The following is a 21,464-nucleotide window of genomic DNA, read 5'->3' as shown; positions in this document are numbered from 1 at the left end:
GCCCAGCGGGAGCAAGCTCCCTCGCCACAGGAAAAGTTGCAGCGTGCTTTAGATCAGCAACCGCAGGATCTCCGGCATCATGGTCATTGCCGCCAGGTTATTGATCACCAGCATGTCGATCAGCTTGAGCACCATGAACGCCAGGATCGGCGAGATGTCCAGGCCACCCAGGTTCGGCACGATGCGGCGGAACGGTGCCAGGGCCGGCTCGCAGATCTGGTTCACCAGTTCGGCACCCGGGTTATGGCTGCCCGGCGCAACCCACGACAGGATCACGCTGATGATCATGGCGAAGAAGAAAATCTTCAGGAACAGCGCGGTCACGCCAATGATCGACCAGATCAGCAGTTGCAGCGGGTTGCCGGTGGTGCCGTAGGTCAGCAGCAAGGTCAGGGCCATCAATGCCAATTGCACCAGGATCGCCAGGACCAGCGACGACATGTCCAGGCCGAACAGGCTCGGGATGATCCGGCGCAGCGGCTTGAGCAGCGGCTGGGTGGCCTTGACGATGAACTGGCACAACGGGTTGTAGAAGTTGGCGCGCACCAGTTGCAGCACGAAGCGCAGCAGCACGATCAGCAGGTACAGGCTGCCGAGGGTTTGCAGCACGTAGACCGCTGCAGTGTTCAATCCAATCATGAATGGCTCCTTATTGGCCCAGTTGTTCGGCCATTTCGGCCGAGCGGTGCGCGGCGGCGCCGAGTGCTTTTTCCACCAGGGCTTCGAAGCCCCCGGCCTGGAACGATTTGATGGCCGCTTCTGTGGTGCCGGCCGGCGAAGTCACGCGGCGGCGCAGCTCGGCCGCATCGACGTCGCTGGACACCGCCATGTGCGCGGCACCGAGGGCGGTCTGCAAGGTCAACTGGGCGGCGGTTTCCCGGCTCAGGCCAAGCTTCTCGCCAGCGGCGGTCATGGCTTCGATCAGCAGGAAGAAGTACGCCGGGCCCGAGCCGGAGACGGCGGTGACGGCGTCCAATTGCTGTTCGGTGTCCAGCCACAGGGCCAGGCCCACGGCCGACAGCAGCGTTTCGGCCTGCTGGCGTTGTTCGGCGCTCACCTGTTCGGTAGCGAACAGGCCGCTGACACCCTGGCGCAGCAGCGCCGGGGTGTTGGGCATGCAGCGTACGATCGGCTGCTCGCCGAGCCAGTTGTTCATGCTGGCGCAGGTGATACCCGCTGCAATCGACACCACCAGTTGATGGGGCTTGAGGCTTGGGCGCAGCGCCTCGCAGACGGTTTTCATCGCTTGCGGCTTGACCGCCAGCACGATGACGTCCGCGCCGTCGATGGCCTGGGCGTTGTCGGCAAAGGTCTCGATGCCGTGCTCGGCGCTGACTCGGGAGCGGGTCTCTTCACCTGGATCGCTGGCGCGGATCAGAGAAGCGTCCAGACCCTTGGCCCGCAGGCCGCCGATCAGGCTGGCGGCCATGTTGCCGGCGCCGATGAAAGCAATACGCGTGTTGCTCATGACAGGTCCTTATAAAGAGATGAGTCGGCCATGGTTCAGGAGTGACCGTAGTCGCGGGCGCCAAACAGGGCAGTGCCGATGCGCACCCAGGTGGCGCCTTGGGCAATGGCCGACTCAAGGTCGTGGCTCATGCCCATGGAAAGTGTGTCCAGCGGCAGTGCCAGGCTGGCTTGCAGGCGTTGAACGGCGGCGAAGGCCGCATCCTGGGCGGTGCGGTCATCGGTGGGTTCGGGAATCGCCATCAGCCCACGCAGCTTCAGGCGCGGCAATGCGCTGATGGCATTGGCGAGGGCGGGCAGGTCGGCCGGGGTGCAGCCGGATTTGCTGGCTTCACCGCTGACATTGACCTGGATGCAGATGTTCAGCGGCGGCAATTCGGCCGGGCGCTGCTCGGACAGGCGCTGTGCAATTTTCAAGCGATCCACGGAATGCACCCAATCGAAGTGTTCGGCGATAGCACGCGTCTTGTTCGATTGAATGGGGCCGATGAAGTGCCAGATCAAGGGCAGGTCGGTCAATTCGGCCTGTTTGCCCAAGGCTTCTTGCAGGTAGTTCTCGCCGAAGTCCCGCAGGCCGGCGGCATAGGCTTCACGCAGGGCCTGGGCGGGCTTGGTCTTGCTCACGGCCAGCAGTTGGACGCTGCCTTCGACACGTTGGGCGGTCTGCTCCGCCGTGCGGATACGCGAACTAACCTGAGCAATGTTGTCTGCTATCGTGGACATAAAGAAGCGCCAGCGGTGAGGTTCGCGGCATTCTACTGGAATTGAGGAGCGCTATGGATATCACTGAACTGCTGGCCTTCAGCGCCAAACAGGGGGCGTCGGACCTGCACCTGTCCGCCGGGCTGCCGCCGATGATCCGCGTGGATGGTGACGTACGGCGGATCAACCTGCCGGCGCTGGACCACAAGCAGGTCCATGAATTGATCTACGACATCATGAACGACCGGCAACGGGTGGATTACGAAAAGTTTCTGGAAACCGACTTTTCCTTCGACGTGCCGGGCGTCGCGCGGTTTCGGGTCAACGCCTTCAACCAGAATCGCGGGGCGGGGGCGGTGTTCCGGACCATTCCGTCGAAAGTCCTGACCATGGAAGACCTGGGGATGGGCGAAGTGTTTCGCAAAATCACCGAGGCGCCGCGCGGGCTGGTGCTGGTGACCGGGCCGACCGGCTCAGGCAAGTCCACCACCCTGGCGGCCATGATCGACCACCTCAACAGCCACAAGCACCATCACATCCTCACCATCGAAGACCCTATCGAATTCGTTCACGAACCGCGCAAATGCCTGATCAACCAGCGCGAGGTGCACCGCGACACCCAAGGCTTCTCCACGGCCTTGCGTTCAGCCTTGCGGGAGGACCCGGACGTGATCCTGGTGGGCGAGATGCGCGACCTGGAAACCATCCGCCTGGCGCTGACCGCCGCCGAAACCGGGCACCTGGTGTTCGGCACCCTGCACACCACGTCGGCGGCCAAGACCATCGACCGGGTGGTGGACGTGTTCCCCGGCGACGAGAAGTCGATGGTTCGCTCGATGTTGTCGGAGTCGTTGCAAGCGGTGATTTCCCAGACGCTGATCAAGAAGATCGGCGGCGGCCGGGTCGCGGCCCATGAAATCATGCTGGGGACCTCGGCCATTCGGAACCTGATCCGGGAAGACAAGGTGGCGCAGATGTACTCATCCATCCAGACCGGCGGCTCGCTGGGGATGCAGACGCTGGACATGTGTTTGAAGGATTTGGTGAACAAGGGGCTGATCAGCCGCGAACATGCCCGGGAGCGGGCGCGTACGCCGGATAATTTCTAGGGCAGGAGGCAGTATCGCTTTTGTGGCGAGGGAGCTTGCTCCCGCTGGGGCGCGGAGCGGCCCTGAAGGCGGCTGCCTGGGGCTGTCTGGGTGACGGTGGCGTCTGGTTTGGGGCTGCGCAGCCCAGCGGGAGCAAGCTCCCTCGCCACAAGGGCCATGCGAGCTTTTCAGCTCAGCGCTGAACCACGCGCATCGCCCCAGGTTCTTTCGGCAGCACTCGCTTGGCGACCACGTAATGGGTGTTCCAGTACGGCTTGTTCAGCGTGTCGATGGTCACCGACTTGCCACGGCGCGGGGCGTGGATGAAACGGTCGTTGCCCAGGTAGATGGCCACGTGGTTGACGCGGCGGCTCTTGAGCTTGAAGAAAATCAGGTCGCCGGGCTTGAGGTCCTTGCGCTCGACTTTCTCGCCATGACCGGCAGCCATGGCGTTGGAGGTGCGCGGCAGGTCGAAAGTGGCGTCGTTGAACGCGTATTTCACCAAGCCACTGCAATCGAAACCTTTACTTGGGCTGCTGCCGCCCCAACGATAAGGTGTGCCGAGCACATTCACGGCGCGGCTCAGCACGTTGCTGGTCGTCTTGGTCGCCATGGGTGGCACCAGGCGACTGTGGGCGGTGCTCACGCGCTGGACGCCCTGCTTGTTCTTGCTCGAAGGAGCAGAAACATGGGATTTCGGGGTGTAGCCGTTGACGTTGGGAAGACGTTGCTCACGATTGGTGGCGTGGGCGGCCAGTGGCAATAATAGGCAAATGGTTAGCCATGTCTTGAAAAATGGACGCATTAGGCAGGGCTCATAAAGGTTAGCGCGCAACTTTATAACAGCTTTTTTTGCCATTCCGAGGCCGTTTGTCGATCCGAAACCCAGCGTAAACCCTGCACCACTGCGGCAATTTGACTTGATTGTCCGACAGAAGCCCGGTACCACGGGCGTTTCCTCGGTCCGAGTCGTCCAGGACCGCTTGTCGGCGAGACACAAAAAAGTCACAAAAAGTCAGAACAAATTTTTCTATCGAGGCAAAAGAGGCATTCATGAACAGCTATCAGCAGGACGCAATCCGCGATACCCACAGCAAAGTCATCGGGTATCTGCTGTGGATTTTCGGTTTTACCGGCGCTCACCGTTTCTATTACGGCAAGCCGGTCACGGGCACGATCTGGTTTTTCACCTTCGGCCTGCTGGGCATCGGTTGGTTGATCGACCTGTTCCTGATCCCGGCCATGGACCGCGAAGCGGACCTGCGTTTCACCCCCGGGCCCATCGAGTACAGCGTGGCTTGGATTCTGCTGACGTTCCTGGGGGTGCTGGGCGTACACCGGATGTATCAGGGCAAGTGGCTCAGCGGGATCCTCTACCTGCTGACCGGTGGGGTGTTTTTCCTTGGGGTGCTGTATGACTTCTGGACGCTGAATGATCAGGTGTCGATTCGGAATGCGCAGAAGCGTGGGGCTTTTCACTAAGACAGGCAGATCGAGTCGCCTGCATTCGCGAGCAAGCCCGCTCCCACAGGGATCGTCGGTGAGCACATTATTGTGAGCACCTCGGACCAAGTGTGGGAGCGGGCTTGCTCGCGAAGCAGGCGACGCGGTTTTTCAGGCCTGGTGAGTGATGCGCCCATCCATCAGCGTATAACGCACCACGCCCGGCAGGCTGTGGCCGAGGAACGGGCAGTTGTCGCCCTTGGAGCGCCAGGCTTCACCGGCCACGGTTGACGCGGCGGGGTCGAACAGCACCAGGTCCGCCGCGGCGCCCACCGCGAGTTTCCCCGCCGGCAGTTGCAGCGCCTGGGCCGGGCCGGCGCTCAGGCGCGCCAGCAAGGTCGGCAAATCCAGCAAACCGTCTTCCACCAGCGTCAGGGCCAGCGGCAGCAGCAGTTCGACGCTGCTGATGCCCGGTTCGGTGGCGCCGAACGGAGCCAGCTTGGCATCGCGCTCGTGGGGTTGGTGATGGCTCGAGATGGCCGAGATCACGCCAGACTTCACGGCCTCGCGCAGGCCATCGCGGTCGGCGCGGGTGCGCAGCGGCGGCTGGACGTGGTACACGCTGTTGAAGTCGATCAGCGCTTCGTCGGTAAGGATCAACTGGTACAGCGCGACGTCGGCGGTCACCGGCAAGCCGCGGGCCTGGGCCTGGGCGATCAATGCAGCGCCTCGGGCACTGGTCAGTTGGCTGAAGTGGGCGCGCACGCCGCTTTGTTCCACCAACAGCAGGTCCCGAGCCAGGGCCACGGTCTCGGCGGTTTCCGGGATGCCCGGCAGGCCGAGGAAGCTGGCGGTCGGGCCTTCATGGGCGAGGCCACCTTCGGCCAGGTCGTGATCCTGGGAGTTGAAGATCACCGTCAGGCCGAAAGTCGCCGCGTATTCCAGGGCGCGGCACAGGGTACGGGTGTTGCGGAAACTGTTCAGGCCATTGCCGAACGCCACGCAGCCGGCGTCACGCAGGGCGATGAGCTCGGCCAGTTGTTCGCCTTCCAGGCCTTTGCTCAGGGCCCCGACCGGGAAGACCTTGGTGTTGCCGGCTTCACGGGCGCGGTCGAGGATCAGTTCGGCCACGGCCGAGGTGTCCAGCACCGGTTTGGTCTGCGGCGGGCAGCACAGGCTGGTCACGCCACCGGCAGCGGCGGCGCGGGTTTCGCTGATGATGCTGCCTTTGCGGCTGTAGCCCGGTTCGCGCAGGGCAACGTTGAGGTCCACCAGGCCGGGCGCGGCCACCAGGCCTTGGGCGCCGAGGATTTCGGCGGCGACGAAACCTGTCGGCGCCGCGCCAAGGGCGACGATCTTGCAGGCATCGATATGAATGTCAGTCACTTGATCCAGGCCGCTGGCTGGATCGATCACGCGTGCGCCGAGAATGCTGAGCTTCACTGGGCGTTCTCCTGGTCGAATTGGCGCTGGGCCGTTTGTCCGCTCATGGCCATGGACAGCACGGCCATGCGGATGGCGATGCCGTACGTCACCTGGTTGAGGATCACCGAGTGCGGCCCGTCGGCCACCGCCGACTCGATCTCCACGCCGCGGTTGATCGGCCCCGGGTGCATGACGATGGCGTCCGGCTTGGCCCCGGCCAGGCGCGCCGTGGTCAGGCCGAACAGGCGGTAGAACTCGCCTTCGCTGGGCAGCAGGCCGCCGGTCATGCGCTCGCGTTGCAGGCGCAGCATGATCACCACGTCCACATCCTTGAGGCCTTCGGTCATGTCGGTGTAGACCTTCACGCCGTATTGCTCGACGCCGATGGGCAGCAGGGTTTTCGGCGCGATCACGCGGATGTCCGGGCAACCGAGGGTCTTGAGAGCCAGCATGTTCGAGCGGGCCACCCGCGAGTGCAGGATGTCACCGACGATCGCTACGGACAGGTTCTCGAAGCTGCCCTTGTGCCGACGGATGGTCAGCATGTCGAGCATGCCCTGGGTCGGGTGCGCGTGACGGCCGTCGCCACCGTTGATGATCGCCACTTGCGGGCAGACATGTTCGGCAATGAAGTGCGCCGCGCCCGAATCACCGTGGCGCACGACGAACATGTCGGCGGCCATGGCTTCAAGGTTGCGCAGGGTGTCGAGCAGGGTTTCGCCCTTGCTCGCCGAGGACGTGGACACGTTGAGGGTGATCACGTCCGCCGACAACCGCTGGGCTGCCAGTTCGAAGGTGGTGCGGGTGCGGGTGGAGTTTTCGAAGAACACGTTGCACACGGTCTTGCCGCGCAGCAACGGGACTTTTTTCACCGCCCGGGCGCCGACTTCGAGGAACGAGTCGGCGGTGTCGAGGATTTCCGTCAGCAGCTCGCGGCGCAGGCCGTCGAGGGACAGGAAGTGCCGCAGCTGGCCCTGATCGTTGAGCTGCAGCGGGCGCTTGGTTTCGAGAGGCGTCATCGCGATGGACTCTTACAAGGGCAGTTAAAGGGCAAGGTCTTGCAGTTCGAGTTGCAGCGGCGACGGCCCGGAGAGCTTGACCCGCTCGTGGGCGGCCAGCGTCAGCGTCGCGCCGACCACGTTCGGTCGGATCGGCAGCTCGGCGGCGTCCAGGTCCAGCAGGCACACCAACGTCACGCTGGCCGGGCGACCGTAGTCGAACAGTTCGTTCATGGCGGCGCGGATGGTCCGGCCGCTCATCAGCACGTCGTCGATCAGCACCAGGTGCTGGCCTTCGATCTCGAACGGCAGCGCCGAGGGGCGTACCTGCGGGTGCAGGCCGTTCTGGCTGAAGTCGTCACGGTAGAAGGACACGTCCAGGGTGCCCAGCGGCGATTGGCTGCCCAGTGCTTCGAGCAAGGCCTGGGCGACCCAGACGCCACCGGTGCGAATGCCGATGTAACGCGGTTCGCTGATGCCGCGTTGTTCCAGGTGTGCCGTGAGACGAATCGCCATCTGGCTGATCAGTTCGGCAGGATTGGGCAGGCTCATGCTGGCTCCTTCAGTTTCCGGGTCGGTGTTCGTGACTCGGTTTATCGCTAAAAGAAAGCGCCTTGGCGGCGCTTTCAAAAAATCAGGTTTCGAACAGGGCGGCGTTGGCGTCGAGCCAGCCTTGCAGCAGCAGGGCGGCGGCGATGGCGTCCACCGGGTTGTCGCGGTAACTGCCTTTCTGTCCGCCGCGCACCAGGCGCTCGCCCTTGGCCTCGAAGGTGGTCAGGCGCTCGTCATGGGTATAGAAGGGCAGGTTGTAGCGGCCGTTGAGCCGGCGGGCGAATTTTTCCGCGCGCAGGCACATATCGCTGGGCGTGCCGTCCATGTTCAGCGGCAGGCCGACCACCACGGCATCGGGTTTCCACTCCTTGATCAGCGCTTCGACCTGGTTCCAGTCCGGCACGCCATTCTGCGCCTTCAAGGTGCACAACTCGCGGGCCTGGCCGGTAATGACCTGGCCGACCGCTACGCCGATCTGTTTGGTGCCGTAATCGAAGCCCAGCAGCAAGCGCAGGGCCATCAGGCGTGTCCTGCCTGGCTGGTGAGCAGGCTGAGGTTGACTCCCAACCGGCTGGCCGCCGCTTCCAGGCGCAGTTCGCTGCTGGTATTGAACAGGATGTCGGCGTCGAACGGGCAGGTCAGCCAGGCGTTATCCGCCAGTTCGGCTTCCAGTTGCCCGGGCTCCCAGCCGGCATAGCCGAGGGCGATCAGGCTTTTCGCCGGGCCGACGCCATCGGCGATGGCGAACAGCACGTCCTGGGAGGTGGACAGCGATAAACCGTCCAGGTCCACCGTGGCCTGGAATTTGGGGCCCGACGGATGGAGCACGAAACCGCGATCGGTTTGCACCGGGCCACCAATGAAAATCGGCACGTGCTGGCACAAAAGTGGCGGTTCCACCTCGGGCCGCAACTGCTCAAGAATGTCCGCCAGGTTCAGCTCCTGCGGCCGATTGACCACCAGCCCCATGGCCCCATTGGCCGTGTGCTCGACGATGTAGGTCAAGGTGTGGGCAAAGTTCGGATCGGCCATGTGCGGCATGGCAATCAGGAAGTGATGCTTGAGGTAGGTGGGGCTGACGTTTTTCATACGCGCTAGTGTGGCGGCGCAGGGCCGAACTGACAAGCTGGGGATGTGCAGGAAATGCCTCGATCTGGAAGGAGACACCAGTCAAATGTGGGAGCGGGCTTGCTCGCGAAGGGGCCAGTACATCCGACGGATCTCTTGTGGCAGGGCCGCCGTCTTCGCGAGCAAGCCCGCTCCCACAGTAGATCAGCCGCGGGTTCAGGCGCCATGTCCACCACTGATGCAGCTCAGTTACTGGAAAGCCGATCACCCCGGGCGAACTTCCAGGTGCGGATGATTTCCAGCCGGTCGATGTCCGACAGGTCCCCGGTAAACGGTGCGAACGGTGCGGCCAGGCGCACGATGCGCTGGGCTGCCTGGTCCAGCAGCGGTTGGCCGGAGGATTCGAGCACCAGCACTTCATACAACGAGCCGTCGCGGTTGATCGAGACCATGAGCCGCAGGTTGCCGTAGATCTGTTTGCGCCGCGCTTCGTCGGGGTAGTTGAGGTTGCCGATGCGCTCGACCTTCTTGCGCCACTCGTCCTTGTACCAGGCACCCTTGTCGCGCATGGTCGAGGCGGCGCTCAGGCGGTGGATGCGCGGGCGCTTGGCGTAGAGCTGTTGCTCCTGGGCCAGTTCGGCTTCCAGACTGGCGATATCGCTGGACAGCTGGGAGCTGTCGAAGGTGGGCACCGGGGCCTGGGGCTTGGGATCGGGCTTGACCTCTTCCTTGACCGGGGCTTTTTTCGGCTTCGGCGCCACGGTGGTCACGGCTGCCTTGGGCGCCGTTTCCCGTACTTCGGGCTTGGCCGCCGGTGGCGGGGTGACTTTCTGTACCGTGCTGTCCTGGAACGGCGCGATTTCGGTGGTCTTGGGGGTCGCCTTTTTTTCCAGGGTGCCGCTGCCTTGCTGGTTTTCCTGGGCAAGGAAATCGGCCTTCTCGGGCTTGGCCTCGCTCTTGAAGGTGGCCAGGGTAATTTCCAGGGTCTGGCTGATCTGCTTGGGCTCGACCGTGGCAAAACCGACGCCCAGCAGCAAGGCCAGATGGATCAATGCCGCCAGGAACAGGGTAAAACCGAGGCGATCAGCCGGGCGCACGCCACGATGGGCGAGCTCTTGGGGCAGATCGGACGGAAGTGTCATGACAAGGAAACCAACATCGCGTTTTTTTCAGGCCGGGCATGATAACGCAATGTGGGTTTCCTTCAGCAGATCTGGATCAACGAGCCTTGAGCTTCTGATCGATGGCATCCATCAACATGCCGCCGATGTCCGTGCCAAAGGCGTTGTCGATCTCGCGAATGCAGGTCGGGCTGGTGACGTTGATTTCCGTCAGGTGCTCGCCGATCACGTCCAGGCCCACGAACAGCAAGCCTTTTTCACGCAAGGTCGGGCCGACCTGGGCGGCGATCCAGCGGTCCTTCTCGGTCAACGGGCGCGCCTCGCCACGGCCGCCGGCCGCCAGGTTGCCGCGGGTTTCGCCGGCTGCCGGAATGCGCGCCAGGCAATAGTCCACCGGTTCGCCGTCGATCATCAGGATGCGTTTGTCACCATCGACGATGGCCGGCAGGTAGCCCTGGATCATGATCTGTTGCTGGCCGTGCAGGGTCAGGGTTTCCAGGATCACCGACAGGTTCGGGTGGCCGGCGGTGTGCCGGAAGATCGAGGAACCGCCCATGCCGTCCAGGGGCTTGAGGATCACGTCGCCGTGATGGTCGGCAAATGCGCGCAACACGTCCGGGCGACGGCTGACGATGGTCGGCGGCGTGCATTGCGGGAACAGCGTGGCGAACAGCTTTTCGTTGCAGTCGCGCAGGCTCTGGGGCTTGTTGACCACCAGCACGCCAGCGTTTTCAGCCTGTTCCAGCAGGTAGGTGGAGTACACGAACTCCATGTCGAACGGCGGATCCTTGCGCATCAGGATCACGTCCAGGTCGCTGAGCAGCGCGTCGCTCTCGGTGCCCAGCTCAAACCACTTCTCGGGGTTGGCGAAGACTTTCAGCGGTTTCATCCGCGCTCGCGCCTGGCCTTCGGCCTGGTAGAGGTCGCGCTGTTCCATGTAGAACAGTTCCCAGCCGCGCTTCTGAGCGGCCAGCAGCATGGCCAGCGAGCTATCCTTTTTATAGGAAATGCTGGCGATAGGGTCCATGACAATGCCGACGCGTACGCTCATGGCTTGGTTCCTCGAAATGTGATGGGCACATATTGGTGCGAAAAAGTGGCGTCAGAGTGGCGCCCGGAAGATTGGCGGTCAAGGAAAAACCACCGCGCCGAGCGGCCGATAGATCGGCGATGGAGACTGTGCTAAAAAGGCTGCCATGTGACGTGCGGGCCTTGAACATCAAGGGTTTGCGCTGTCGTTCACACTTACGCGTTAAAAATCGGTCCGCAGTGGCAATGGCAGAGCATCTCACGCAGCAGCAACCCAGCGCCTTGAAGGTCATGGTCATCGACGACTCGAAGACCATCCGCCGCACCGCCGAAACCTTGCTGCGCAACGTGGGCTGCGAGGTGATCACGGCTATCGACGGTTTCGATGCCCTGGCCAAGATCGCCGACCATCATCCGGGCATCATTTTTGTCGACATCATGATGCCGCGCCTCGATGGCTACCAGACCTGTGCCCTGATCAAGAACAACAGCGCGTTCAAGGCCACGCCGGTGATCATGCTGTCGTCCCGGGACGGGTTGTTCGACAAGGCCAAGGGGCGCATCGTCGGTTCCGATCAGTTTTTGACCAAGCCGTTCAGCAAGGAAGAACTGCTGGGGGCGATACAGGCCCATGTCCCGGGCTTTGCCGCTGTCCAGCCGCACCAGGCACATTAATGACACTCGGCCAACGGGCCCGGGGTCAACAAGAAAAATGGGGAACACCATGGCACGAGTTCTGATCGTCGATGATTCGCCGACTGAAATGTACAAACTGACCGGCATGCTGGAAAAGCACGGCCACGAGGTTCTGAAGGCCGAGAACGGCGCCGATGGCGTGGCCCTGGCCCGCCAGGAAAAACCCGATGCGGTGCTGATGGACATCGTCATGCCCGGCCTCAACGGCTTCCAGGCCACGCGCCAGTTGACCAAGGACCCGGACACCGGCCATATCCCGGTGATCATCATCACCACCAAGGACCAGGACACCGACAAGGTCTGGGGGACGCGCCAGGGCGCAAAGGACTACCTGACCAAGCCGGTGGACGAAGAAACCCTGATCGCGACCCTGAACAAAGTATTGGCGGGTTGACGGCGCGGCCATGAGCCAGTCCCTGACGGCCTTCGAACTGCTGTTGCAGATCGACCGGCGTTGCCGGCTGCTGGGGGCGGACCTGCCCTCCCAGCCGACCCACCGCGCCGGTTGGAGCGGCATCGGTTTTCGCTTGGGCGAGCACTGGTACGTGGCGCCGATGGGCGAAGTCAGCGAAGTGCTGCACGAGCCACGTCACACGCACTTGCCCGGGGTCAAGCCGTGGGTACGTGGTGTGGCTAACCTGCGCGGGCGCTTGTTGCCATTGATGGACTTGTGCGGCTTCTTCGGCCATGAACTGTCGACCGTACGCAAGCAGCGGCGCGTGCTGGTGGTGGACCACGACGAAGTGTTCGCCGGGTTGCTGGTGGACGAGGTCCTTGGGCTGCAGCACTTTGCCCAGGACAGCCTGGAACCGACGCTGGTGGACGACCACGACGGCCCGGAAGCAGCCTTCGTCAAGGGCCGGTTTGGCGGCGAGCGCGAGTGGCAGGTGTTCAGCCCGTTTGCCCTGGCGCGGTCTCCGGGGTTCATGGATGTGGCGATTTGACAAGAAATATTGGGTGAATGGGCTGGCCTCTTCGCGAGCAAGCCCGCTCCCACATGGATCTGCCGTGAACTCAAATTGTGTGAGCGCCATAGATCAAATGTGGGAGCGGGCTTGCTCGCGAAGGAGGCGACTCGGTCTGACAGGTGAGTAAAGCAGTTGCCCCAGGAACAGCCGTAAGTTGGATTGGGCAGTACAGGCGAGAACCGATGATCAAAGCAAAAACAGGCAAGCCACTGGAAGCGTCGCGCAGTCGTTCGCAGATCATCGTGCTGTTCGTCGCGCTGATCGTCTTCATCATGCTGCTGTTCGCCAACTTCGCTTACCTCAACACTCAATCCACCTATGACAAACAGTACATCGGCCATGCCGGTGAGCTGCGGGTGCTGTCCCAGCGCATCGCCAAGAACGCCACCGAGGCGGCCGCCGGCAAGCCCGCGGCGTTCAAGCTGCTCAGCGATGCGCGCAATGATTTCGCCCAGCGCTGGGGTTACCTGAAACAGGGCGACCCGGTGACCGGCCTGCCGCCTGCGCCCGCCACCCTGCGTCCGCAGATGCGCGCCGTGCAGCTGGATTGGGAGCGCCTGCTCAAGAACACCGATGCCATCCTCTCCAGCGAGCAGACCGTGCTGTCGCTGCATCAGGTGGCAGCCACCCTGGCCGAAACCGTGCCGCAGTTGCAGGTCGAGTACGAAAAAGTCGTCGAGATCCTGCTGCAACGTGGCGCGCCGGCTGCCCAGGTGGCGATGGCCCAGCGCCAGTCGCTGCTGGCCGAACGGATTCTCGGCGCGGTGAATACCGTGCTGGCGGGGGACGAAAACGCCAGCCAGGCGGCTGACACCTTTGGTCGCGACGCAGCGCGTTTTGGCCAGGTGCTCAATGGCATGTTGCAAGGTGATCCGGCCTTGAAAATCTCCCAGGTCCAGGACCGCGATGCCCGGGCACGCCTGAGTGAAATCAGCGAGCTGTTCGAATTCGTCTCGGGCTCGGTGGATGAAATCCTCGAGACCTCGCCGGAGCTGTTCAAGGTCCGCGAGTCGGCCGGCAACATCTTCAACCTGTCGCAGACCCTGCTCGACGAGGCTTCGCACCTGGCCACGGCCTTCGAAAACCTCGCCGGTGGGCGCTCCGTCAACACCATTGGCGGTTATGTGCTGGGGCTGATGGCGCTGATGTCGATCATCCTGATCGGGCTGGTGATGGTCCGCGAGACCAACCGCCAGCTCCACGAAACCGCGGAAAAGAACGAGCGCAACCAGAACGCGATCATGCGGCTGCTGGATGAAATCGAAGACCTGGCCGACGGCGACCTGACCGTCACGGCCTCGGTCACCGAGGACTTCACCGGCACCATCGCCGACTCCATCAACTACTCGGTGGACCAACTGCGCGACCTGGTGGCGACCATCAACCTCACCGCCGGCCAGGTTGCCGCCGCCGTGCAGGAAACCCAGGCCACGGCGATGCACCTGGCCCAGGCTTCCGAACACCAGGCCCAGCAAATTTCCGAAGCTTCGACTTCAATTAATGAAATGGCCCAATCCATCGACCAGGTGTCGGCCAATGCCGCCGAATCGTCGGCGGTGGCCGAGCGTTCGGTGGAAATCGCCAACAAGGGCAACGAGGTGGTGCACAACACCATTCATGGCATGGACAACATTCGCGAACAGATCCAGGACACCGCCAAGCGCATCAAGCGCCTAGGGGAGTCGTCCCAGGAAATCGGCGACATTGTCAGCCTGATCGACGACATCGCCGACCAGACCAACATCCTCGCCCTCAACGCCGCCATCCAGGCGTCCATGGCCGGCGATGCCGGGCGCGGGTTCGCGGTGGTGGCCGATGAAGTGCAGCGCCTGGCCGAGCGTTCTTCGGCGGCGACCCGGCAAATCGAGACCCTGGTGCGAGCGATCCAGGCCGATACCAACGAAGCGGTGATTTCCATGGAGCAGACCACCACCGAAGTGGTGCGCGGTGCACGACTGGCCCAGGATGCCGGCGTCGCCCTGGAAGAAATCGAAGGCGTGTCCAAGACCCTGGCGGCGCTGATCCAGAGCATCTCCAACGCGGCGCAGCAACAGACCACCTCGGCGGGGCAGATTTCCTTGACCATGAACGTGATCCAACAGATCACCACGCAGACTTCGTCGGGCTCCACCGCCACCGCCGAAAGCATTGGCAACCTGGCGAAAATGGCCAGCCAGCTGCGCCGTTCGGTGTCGGGGTTTACCTTGCCGGCGGCGCCTGTGGTGGATGAGGACAAGGTGTGACAGGCCGGATCTGCATATTGAGAAGGGTCATGTGGCGAGGAAGCTTTTGTGGCGAGGGAGCTCGCTCCCGCTGGGGGGCGCAGCCGCCCCAAAGATTTTGTGAGCGCTGCGCACTCAAGCGGGAGCAAGCTCCCTCGCCACAAAGGCTGATGTAATCCTGCGGCATACGACTGTTGATTTGGAGTGGTTATGGGTGATCGGCACGACTACGTGGCCCTGGAATGGGTCAAGGGCGAGATTGCCGAAACGCTGAAGCAGGCTCATCTGGCCCTCAACCGCCTGGTGGACGATCCCCAGGCGGCGGATGCCCTCGGGCAGTGCCTGGCCTGCATTCACCAGGTCCACGGCGGCCTGCAGATGGTCGAGTTCTACGGTGCGGCGCTGCTGGCCGAGGAGATGGAGCAGCTGTGCGCCGCCCTCGAGGACAACCGCGTCACCCATCGCGACGAAGCCATCAGCCTGTTGAGCCAGGCCCTGGGGCAGTTGCCGATCTACCTTGACCGCGTACAAGGTGCCCGCCGCGACCTGCCGTTGGTGGTACTGCCCTTGATCAACGACCTGCGCAGTGCCCGGGGCGAGAGCCTGCTGTCGGAAACCAGCCTGTTCAGCCCCGAACTGCCCGATATTGTGCCGCTTGACGACGAGGCCTTGCAGCGCCTTGAACCCGCCGACCTGCCAAACACCTTGCGCAAATGGCGCCAGACCCTGCAAATGGCCCTGGTGGGCCTGCTGCGCGAACAAGACGACGCGACCCACCTCGGTTACCTGGCCAAGGTCTTCCAGCGCCTGGAAACCTTGTGCGCCGGCGCGCCGCTCAATGCGTTATGGCAGGTGGCCTCGGCGCTGGTCGAAGGCATGCGTGACGGGCGCATCGCCAACAGCCCGGCGCTGCGCAGCCTGTTCAAGGAAGCCGACAAGGAACTCAAGCGCCTGCTGGACCAAGGCATGCCCGGCATCAATCAGCCGGCACCGCCGCACCTGCTCAAGAGCTTGTTGTTCTATATTGCCAAGGCCGAACATCCCAGCGGGCAGATGCAGATCATGAAAGAACGCTACTCACTGGACGACGCGCTGCCCGACAGCGCCATGGTCGACGAAGAACGCGCGCGCCTGGCCGGGCCCGACCGCGATGCCATGCGCTCGGTGCTCGCCGCGCTGTGCGAGGAGTTGGTGCGGGTCAAGGAACGCCTGGACTTGTTCGTGCGCAGCGATCGCCAGCACGCCTCGGAGCTGGACAGCCTGCTGGCGCCGCTGCGGCAGATCGCCGACACCCTGGCGGTGCTGGGCTTCGGCCAGCCGCGCAAGGTCATCATCGATCAACTGGCGGTGGTACTGAGCCTTGCCCAAGGCCAGCGCGCCCCGGATGACGCGACCCTGATGGACGTTGCCGGGGCCTTGCTCTACGTCGAGGCGACCTTGGCCGGCATGGTCGGCACCGTCGAGCCCGAGAGCCGCGAAGACACCCACCTGCCCACCACCGACCTGACCCAGATCCACCAGATCGTCATCAAGGAAACCCACACCTGCCTGCAACAGGCCAAGGACATGATCGTCGACTACATCGACGCGGACTGGAACAGCGAGCAACTTCAGCCCTTGCCGGCACTGCTGACCCAGGTGCGCGGCGCGCTGGCGATGATCCCCCTGGGCCGCGCCGCCAGCCTGGTGGAGGCCTGCAACGCCTTCATCCGCGACCACCTGCTGCTGGAGCAAGCCCAGCCGGGATGGGAGGAGCTCGATCACCTGGCCGACGTGATCACCGGCCTGGAATACTACCTGGAGCGCTTGAGCGAAGACCCGGAAACCCCTGGCGAGCCGTTGCTCGATGGGGTCGAGCGGAGCCTGGCCGCGCTCGGCTATTACCCTGACGAAGCGCGGGTGCCGGTGCTCGATGATGTGTTGAGCCCCAACGAAGCCCAGGTCATGCAGGACTTGCAGGAGCTGGACGACCCGCAGACGGTGCAGTCCTTGGCCGAGGTGCTGGCCAGTCCGGTGTCGGCGGTCAATCCGCCGGCCCGGAGCACCCCGGGCAGCCTGTTGCCGCCACCACTGGACGAAAGCCCGGTGGACGACGAATTGCGCGAGGTCTTCCTCGAGGAAACCGCCGAGGTGCTCGACGTTCTGCGTGAGTACCTGCCGCGCTGGGGCGCGCATCCCGACGATGCTGTTGCCCTGGGCGAGCTGCGCCGGGCGTTCCATACCTTGAAAGGCAGCGGCCGGATGGTGCGGGCGCTGGTGCTGGGCGAGCTGGCCTGGGCCGTGGAAAACCTGCTCAACCGGGTGCTGGAGCGCAGCGTCGAGCCGGGGGCGTCGGTCCGTCAGCTGATCGAAGATACCGTGCAGTTGTTGCCGGACCTGGTGGCCGAATTCGCCGCCAATCGCCAGCGCCAGCGTGACGACGTCGACCGCCTGGCCGCCCGCGCCCATGGCCTGGCCAAGGGCGGCGATGAAGACGATGAAGACGAGCAGGATGTAGCCGCCCTCGATCCGCTGCTGTTGAAAATCTTCGACAACGAAGCCCAGGGCCACCTCGCCAGCCTCAATCGTTTTCTCGACCAGGCGGCCGACCACCTGCCGTTGCAGGCCAGCGATGAATTGCAGCGGGCCTTGCACACCCTCAAGGGCAGTGCGTCCATGGCCGGCGTGCTGCCCATCGCCGAGCTGGCCGGTGCGATGGATGAGCTCGCCCGGGAATACCGGGCGCACCTGATCGCCCTCGACCTGGATGAGGTGGAATTGCTGCTGGAGGCAGAGGGACTGCTGCGCCTGGGCTTGCGCCGGTTGCACAGCGAACCGCTGACGCCGATCCCCGGCGCCGGGGACCTTATCCAGCGCGCCCAGGCGCTGCTGGCCGAGCGCCTGCACGCCGCCAACAGTGCGCCGGGCAAAGCCCTGAGGACTAAGCGCGATCCACAATTGATCAACAATTTCCTTGCCCAGGGCATGGACATCCTGCTGGACGCCGAGAGCCTCTTGCAGCGCTGGCAGCAGCACCCTGGCGAAGGCCAGGAATTGAGTGCGCTGCTGGATGAACTGACTACCCTCGGCGAAGGCGCGCACCTGGCCGACCTGCACCCGGTGGACGAACTCTGCGAAGCCCTGCTGGACCTCTACGGCGCGGTGGAAGAAAGCAGCCTGGCGGTCAGCGATGAATTTTTCCAGCAAGCGCAGCGCGCCCATGAAGCGTTGATCGACATGCTCGATGAGCTGGCGGCCGGGCAGCACGTGCGTCCGCAACCCGAGCGGGTACAGGCCCTGCGTCGCTTGCTTCAGGAGAGCCTCGACCCGTCGGCCACCGGCCTGATCCGCAGCGACGGCAGCCGCACCTTGAGCATCCGCGAACTGGGCCACGCGACGGCGGAAATGGAACGTGACGCGCCCGCCGAGACCTCGATGGAAGATGACCTCGCGTCGATTTTCCTCGAAGAGGCCCAGGACATTCTCGAAAGCGCCGCCCAAGCCTTGCAACGCTGGTTGGCCGATCCGGACAATGGCGCGCCGTTGTCCTCACTGCAACGTGACTTGCACACCCTCAAGGGTGGCGCGCGGATGGCCGACATCCGGCCGGTGAGCGACCTGGCCCAGGAGCTGGAAAACCTCTACGAAGGGCTGGTGGACCGGCGCTACAGCTACAACGAGGAACTGGCGCAGTTGCTCGATAACAGCCACGAACGCCTCGACCTGTTGCTTGGGCAGTTGCAACAGGGCCAGCCGTTGGGCGATCCCGTTGCGCTGATCGACGCCATCCGAAGGTTCCGCCAGGACAAGCCGAACGCCATCGAGACGAGCGCCGCGGCCCAGGCCGACGGCACCGGCCATGATCCCGAGTTGCTGGAAATCTTCCTTGAAGAAGGCTTCGACATTCTCGACAGCTCAGGGGCGGCGCTGCTGCGCTGGCAGGAAGAACCGTCGAACCGCCAGGCCGTGGAAACCCTGCTGCGGGATTTGCACACCCTCAAGGGTGGCGCGCGGATGGTGGAAATCGGCCCCATCGGCGACCTCGCCCACGAGCTGGAAAACCTCTACGAAGGCCTGTCGGCGGGCCTGCTCCAGCCGACCCCGGCGCTGTTCGCCTTGTTGCAAAGCAGCCATGACCGGCTGGCGCAGATGCTCGATGCGGTGCGCGCCGGTCACCCGTGCCCACTGGCCGACCGGCTGATCGCGCAGATCCAGGCGGTGAATCATCCCCAGGAAAGCGCGGCGCCACAGGCTGTTTCGACACCGGAGCCGGTCCCCACCGCTAGCGTAAGTCTTCCCACGGCGCCGGCAAGACCGGACCCTGGCGCAGCGGGCGACGGTGCGGACATGGTCAAGGTCTCCGCCGAACTGCTCGATGACCTGGTGAACCTGGCGGGCGAAACGTCGATTTTCCGTGGGCGCATCGAACAGCAAGTCAACGACGCGCGCGTGGCCCTGGGCGAAATGGAAACCACCATCGAGCGCATGCGCGACCAGTTGCGGCGCCTGGACACCGAGACCCAGGGGCGGATTCTCAGCCGCCAGCAAGTGGAGGCCGAGCGCCTGGGCTACGAAGAATTCGACCCGCTGGAAATGGACCGGCATTCCCAGTTGCAGCAATTGTCCCGGGCGCTGTTCGAGTCCGCGTCGGACTTGCTCGAACTCAAGGAAACCCTGGATCGCAGCAACCACGACGCCGAAGTCCTGTTGCAACAGCAGGGGCGGATCAACACCGAGCTCCAGGAAGGCCTGATGCGCACGCGCATGGTGCCGTTCGAACGCATGCTGCCGCGGCTCAAGCGCATCGTCCGGCAAGTGGCGCAGGAATTGGGCAAGGACGTGGAATTCGTGGTCGGCAATGCCGACGGCGAGATGGATCGTAATGTCCTGGAACGCATGGCCGCGCCGCTGGAACACATGCTGCGCAACGCCGTCGACCACGGCCTGGAGTCGGCCGACGTGCGCATCGCCGCCGGCAAGCCCGCGCGGGGGCGCATCAGCCTCGACCTGTCCCGGGAAGGCGGCGACATCATTTTCGACATCCGCGACGACGGTGCCGGCGTGCCGCTGGAAGCGGTGCGGCGCAAGGCGATCAAGCGTGGCCTGTTGGCGCCGGACAGCGACATCAGTGACCGCGACGTGCTGCAGTTCATCCTGCAACCGGGGTTTTCAACCGCGGAAAAAATCACCCAGATCTCTGGGCGTGGCGTGGGCATGGACGTGGTCCACGAAGAGGTGCGGCAGTTGGGTGGCAGCATGGTCATCGATTCCACGCCGGGGCAGGGCGTGCATTTCCGCATTCGCCTGCCGTTTACCGTGGCGGTGAACCGGGCGTTGATGGTGCATTGTCACGACGACCAGTACGCGATCCCACTGAACGCCATCGACAGCATGGTCCGGGTGTTGCCCGCCGAACTGGACGGCTATTACCAGCTCGATCCGCCGACCTACACCTACGCCGGGCAACGCTATGAGCTGTGCTATCTGGGCGAGTTGCTGAAAACCGGCGGCCGCCCGAAATTGCTGGGCCAGAGCCAACCCTTGCCGGTGTTGCTGGTGCAGTGCAACGAGCGGCACGTCGCCGTGCAGGTGGACGCCATCGCCGGGACCCGGGAGATCGTGGTCAAGAGCCTGGGGCCGCAATTCGCGGCGGTGCAGGGCTTGTCCGGGGCGACGATCCTGGGGGATGGCCGGGTGGTGTTGATCCTCGACCTGCTGGCGCCGATCCGCGCCTTGCCCCACCAGGTTCCGCGCCGCCAGGTGCCGGCCGAAGGCGAGGGCGAACCGCAACGGCCACTGCTGGTGCTGGTGGTGGATGACTCGGTGACGGTGCGCAAGGTCACCAGTCGCCTGCTGGAACGCCATGGCATGCATGTCCTGACCGCCAAGGACGGCGTGGATGCCATGGCGCTGCTGGCCGAACACGCGCCCGACCTGATGCTGCTGGACATCGAAATGCCGCGCATGGACGGTTTCGAAGTGGCCACCCAAGTGCGCAACGACCCGCGCTTGGCACACCTGCCGATCATCATGATCACCTCCCGCACCGGCCAGAAACACCGCGACCGCGCCATGGCCATCGGTGTCAACGACTACCTGGGCAAGCCGTACCAGGAGTCGGTGCTGCTCGACAGCATCGCCTACTGGAGCAAAACCCATGCATGAACATCGCACCAGCCACCTCACCGGGTTACTGCTGCCCTTGGCCGACCGACACCTGATCCTGCCCAACGTGGCGGTGGCCGAACTGATCGATTACCAAAGCAGCGCCTTCGATCTGGACACCCCGCCGTGGTTCCTGGGCTGGGTAAGTTGGCGCGAACGGCAAATCCCGCTGCTGAGCTTCGAGTCGGCCTGCGGTCAGAAAACCGTGATGGGCGAGCGTGTGCGCATCGTCGTGCTCAACGCCCTGGGCGGCCGGCCGGAGCTGCGCTTCATCGCGCTGCTGGTGCAAGGCATCCCGCGCTCCTGCAAGCTCGACAGCCAGTTGAGCTACGTCGACGTGCCGCTGTGCGGGCTGGAACAGGCGGCGGTGCAGGTGGGGGAGCATGTGGCGAAAGTACCGGATCTGTTGGCGTTGGAGGAATTGGTGATTGCGGCGGGGTTGGTCGGTAACTGAACCCAACCGGTGGGAGCGAGCTTGCTCCCGCTGGGCTGCGAAGAAGTCCCATTAAGGGTCTGTTAAGTCCTTTTATGGGACCGACTT

General features: G+C 63.8%; 19 protein-coding genes. 8 read left to right on the top strand and 11 right to left on the bottom strand.

The annotated features are described in order from the left end of the window. Positions 1–48 precede the first annotated feature (48 nt). Genes HU767_RS08370 through HU767_RS08360 form a run of 3 tightly spaced genes read right to left on the bottom strand, consistent with a single transcriptional unit; the run spans position 49 to position 2,190 of the window. On the bottom strand, positions 49–639 hold the full coding sequence (locus tag HU767_RS08370; RefSeq protein ID WP_072405911.1) for a YggT family protein: 591 nt from the start codon (positions 637–639) through the stop codon (positions 49–51). Positions 640–649: 10 nt separating this feature from the next. Next, positions 650–1,468, bottom strand: a complete 819-nt coding sequence (gene proC, locus HU767_RS08365; RefSeq protein ID WP_186729241.1) for a pyrroline-5-carboxylate reductase — start codon at positions 1,466–1,468, stop codon at positions 650–652. A 35-nt stretch (positions 1,469–1,503) separates the two neighbouring features. Further along, entirely contained in the window at positions 1,504–2,190 is a 687-nt protein-coding gene (locus tag HU767_RS08360; RefSeq protein ID WP_186729239.1) for a YggS family pyridoxal phosphate-dependent enzyme, read from the bottom strand. Between the two features lie 53 nt (positions 2,191–2,243). On the opposite strand from HU767_RS08360, the gene HU767_RS08355 reads away from it, so the two are divergent. Continuing rightward, the gene (locus HU767_RS08355; protein ID WP_053126225.1) at positions 2,244–3,278 is read left to right on the top strand and encodes a type IV pilus twitching motility protein PilT; all 1,035 of its coding nucleotides are present in this window, start codon (positions 2,244–2,246) and stop codon (positions 3,276–3,278) included. Positions 3,279–3,450: 172 nt separating this feature from the next. Here the strand turns inward: HU767_RS08355 and HU767_RS08350 are convergent, their stop codons facing one another. Further along, entirely contained in the window at positions 3,451–4,062 is a 612-nt protein-coding gene (locus HU767_RS08350) for a C40 family peptidase (RefSeq protein WP_186729237.1), read from the bottom strand. A 248-nt stretch (positions 4,063–4,310) separates the two neighbouring features. On the opposite strand from HU767_RS08350, the gene HU767_RS08345 reads away from it, so the two are divergent. Continuing rightward, entirely contained in the window at positions 4,311–4,739 is a 429-nt protein-coding gene (locus HU767_RS08345) for a TM2 domain-containing protein (protein WP_057449544.1), read from the top strand. 132 nt (positions 4,740–4,871) lie between these two features. On the opposite strand, the gene HU767_RS08340 is transcribed toward HU767_RS08345, so the two are convergent. The 7 genes from HU767_RS08340 to gshB form a co-directional block, all read right to left on the bottom strand. Next, positions 4,872–6,143 carry a dihydroorotase gene (locus HU767_RS08340; protein ID WP_186729235.1) on the bottom strand — a complete coding sequence of 424 codons (1,272 nt, stop codon included), beginning with the start codon at positions 6,141–6,143 and terminating at the stop codon, positions 4,872–4,874. Continuing rightward, positions 6,140–7,144: an aspartate carbamoyltransferase catalytic subunit gene (locus HU767_RS08335; RefSeq protein ID WP_003177495.1), complete on the bottom strand. Its 1,005-nt coding sequence runs from the start codon at positions 7,142–7,144 to the stop codon at positions 6,140–6,142. Before HU767_RS08335 ends, HU767_RS08340 begins: the two co-directional genes overlap by 4 nt. 24 nt (positions 7,145–7,168) lie before the next feature. Further along, entirely contained in the window at positions 7,169–7,675 is a 507-nt protein-coding gene (gene pyrR, locus HU767_RS08330) for a bifunctional pyr operon transcriptional regulator/uracil phosphoribosyltransferase PyrR (protein ID WP_053126217.1), read from the bottom strand. Positions 7,676–7,757: 82 nt separating this feature from the next. Continuing rightward, positions 7,758–8,195, bottom strand: coding sequence for a Holliday junction resolvase RuvX (ruvX, locus tag HU767_RS08325; protein WP_003177497.1), 438 nt, complete (start codon positions 8,193–8,195; stop codon positions 7,758–7,760). Further along, the gene (locus HU767_RS08320; RefSeq protein ID WP_186710357.1) at positions 8,195–8,764 is read right to left on the bottom strand and encodes a YqgE/AlgH family protein; all 570 of its coding nucleotides are present in this window, start codon (positions 8,762–8,764) and stop codon (positions 8,195–8,197) included. Before HU767_RS08320 ends, ruvX begins: the two co-directional genes overlap by 1 nt. A 224-nt stretch (positions 8,765–8,988) precedes the next feature. Then, positions 8,989–9,885, bottom strand: a complete 897-nt coding sequence (locus HU767_RS08315) for an energy transducer TonB (RefSeq protein WP_186710359.1) — start codon at positions 9,883–9,885, stop codon at positions 8,989–8,991. A gap of 76 nt (positions 9,886–9,961) precedes the next feature. Next, positions 9,962–10,915 carry a glutathione synthase gene (gshB, locus tag HU767_RS08310; RefSeq protein WP_186710360.1) on the bottom strand — a complete coding sequence of 318 codons (954 nt, stop codon included), beginning with the start codon at positions 10,913–10,915 and terminating at the stop codon, positions 9,962–9,964. A gap of 224 nt (positions 10,916–11,139) precedes the next feature. Between gshB and HU767_RS08305 the strand changes: the two genes are divergently transcribed. From HU767_RS08305 to HU767_RS08280, 6 genes are all read left to right on the top strand, one after another. Continuing rightward, the gene (locus HU767_RS08305; protein ID WP_092170757.1) at positions 11,140–11,568 is read left to right on the top strand and encodes a response regulator; all 429 of its coding nucleotides are present in this window, start codon (positions 11,140–11,142) and stop codon (positions 11,566–11,568) included. A 49-nt stretch (positions 11,569–11,617) separates the two neighbouring features. Further along, positions 11,618–11,983 carry a twitching motility response regulator PilH gene (pilH, locus tag HU767_RS08300; protein ID WP_018609535.1) on the top strand — a complete coding sequence of 122 codons (366 nt, stop codon included), beginning with the start codon at positions 11,618–11,620 and terminating at the stop codon, positions 11,981–11,983. 10 nt (positions 11,984–11,993) lie between these two features. Then, entirely contained in the window at positions 11,994–12,533 is a 540-nt protein-coding gene (locus tag HU767_RS08295) for a chemotaxis protein CheW (protein ID WP_186729233.1), read from the top strand. Positions 12,534–12,739: 206 nt separating this feature from the next. Continuing rightward, entirely contained in the window at positions 12,740–14,800 is a 2,061-nt protein-coding gene (locus HU767_RS08290; protein WP_186710361.1) for a methyl-accepting chemotaxis protein, read from the top strand. Positions 14,801–14,989: 189 nt separating this feature from the next. Next, positions 14,990–20,923 (top strand): Hpt domain-containing protein, encoded by a 5,934-nt coding sequence (locus tag HU767_RS08285; RefSeq protein WP_186729231.1) that lies wholly within the window; start codon positions 14,990–14,992, stop codon positions 20,921–20,923. After that, positions 20,916–21,377, top strand: coding sequence for a chemotaxis protein CheW (locus HU767_RS08280; protein ID WP_186710363.1), 462 nt, complete (start codon positions 20,916–20,918; stop codon positions 21,375–21,377). Before HU767_RS08285 ends, HU767_RS08280 begins: the two co-directional genes overlap by 8 nt. Positions 21,378–21,464 lie beyond the last annotated feature (87 nt).

The organism is Pseudomonas sp. SWRI179, from assembly GCF_014268705.1.
Taxonomy (GTDB): domain Bacteria; phylum Pseudomonadota; class Gammaproteobacteria; order Pseudomonadales; family Pseudomonadaceae; genus Aquipseudomonas; species Aquipseudomonas zanjanensis.
The sequence above is the reverse complement of the archived record's forward strand: the minus strand, read 5'-3'. Positions and strand labels throughout refer to the sequence as shown.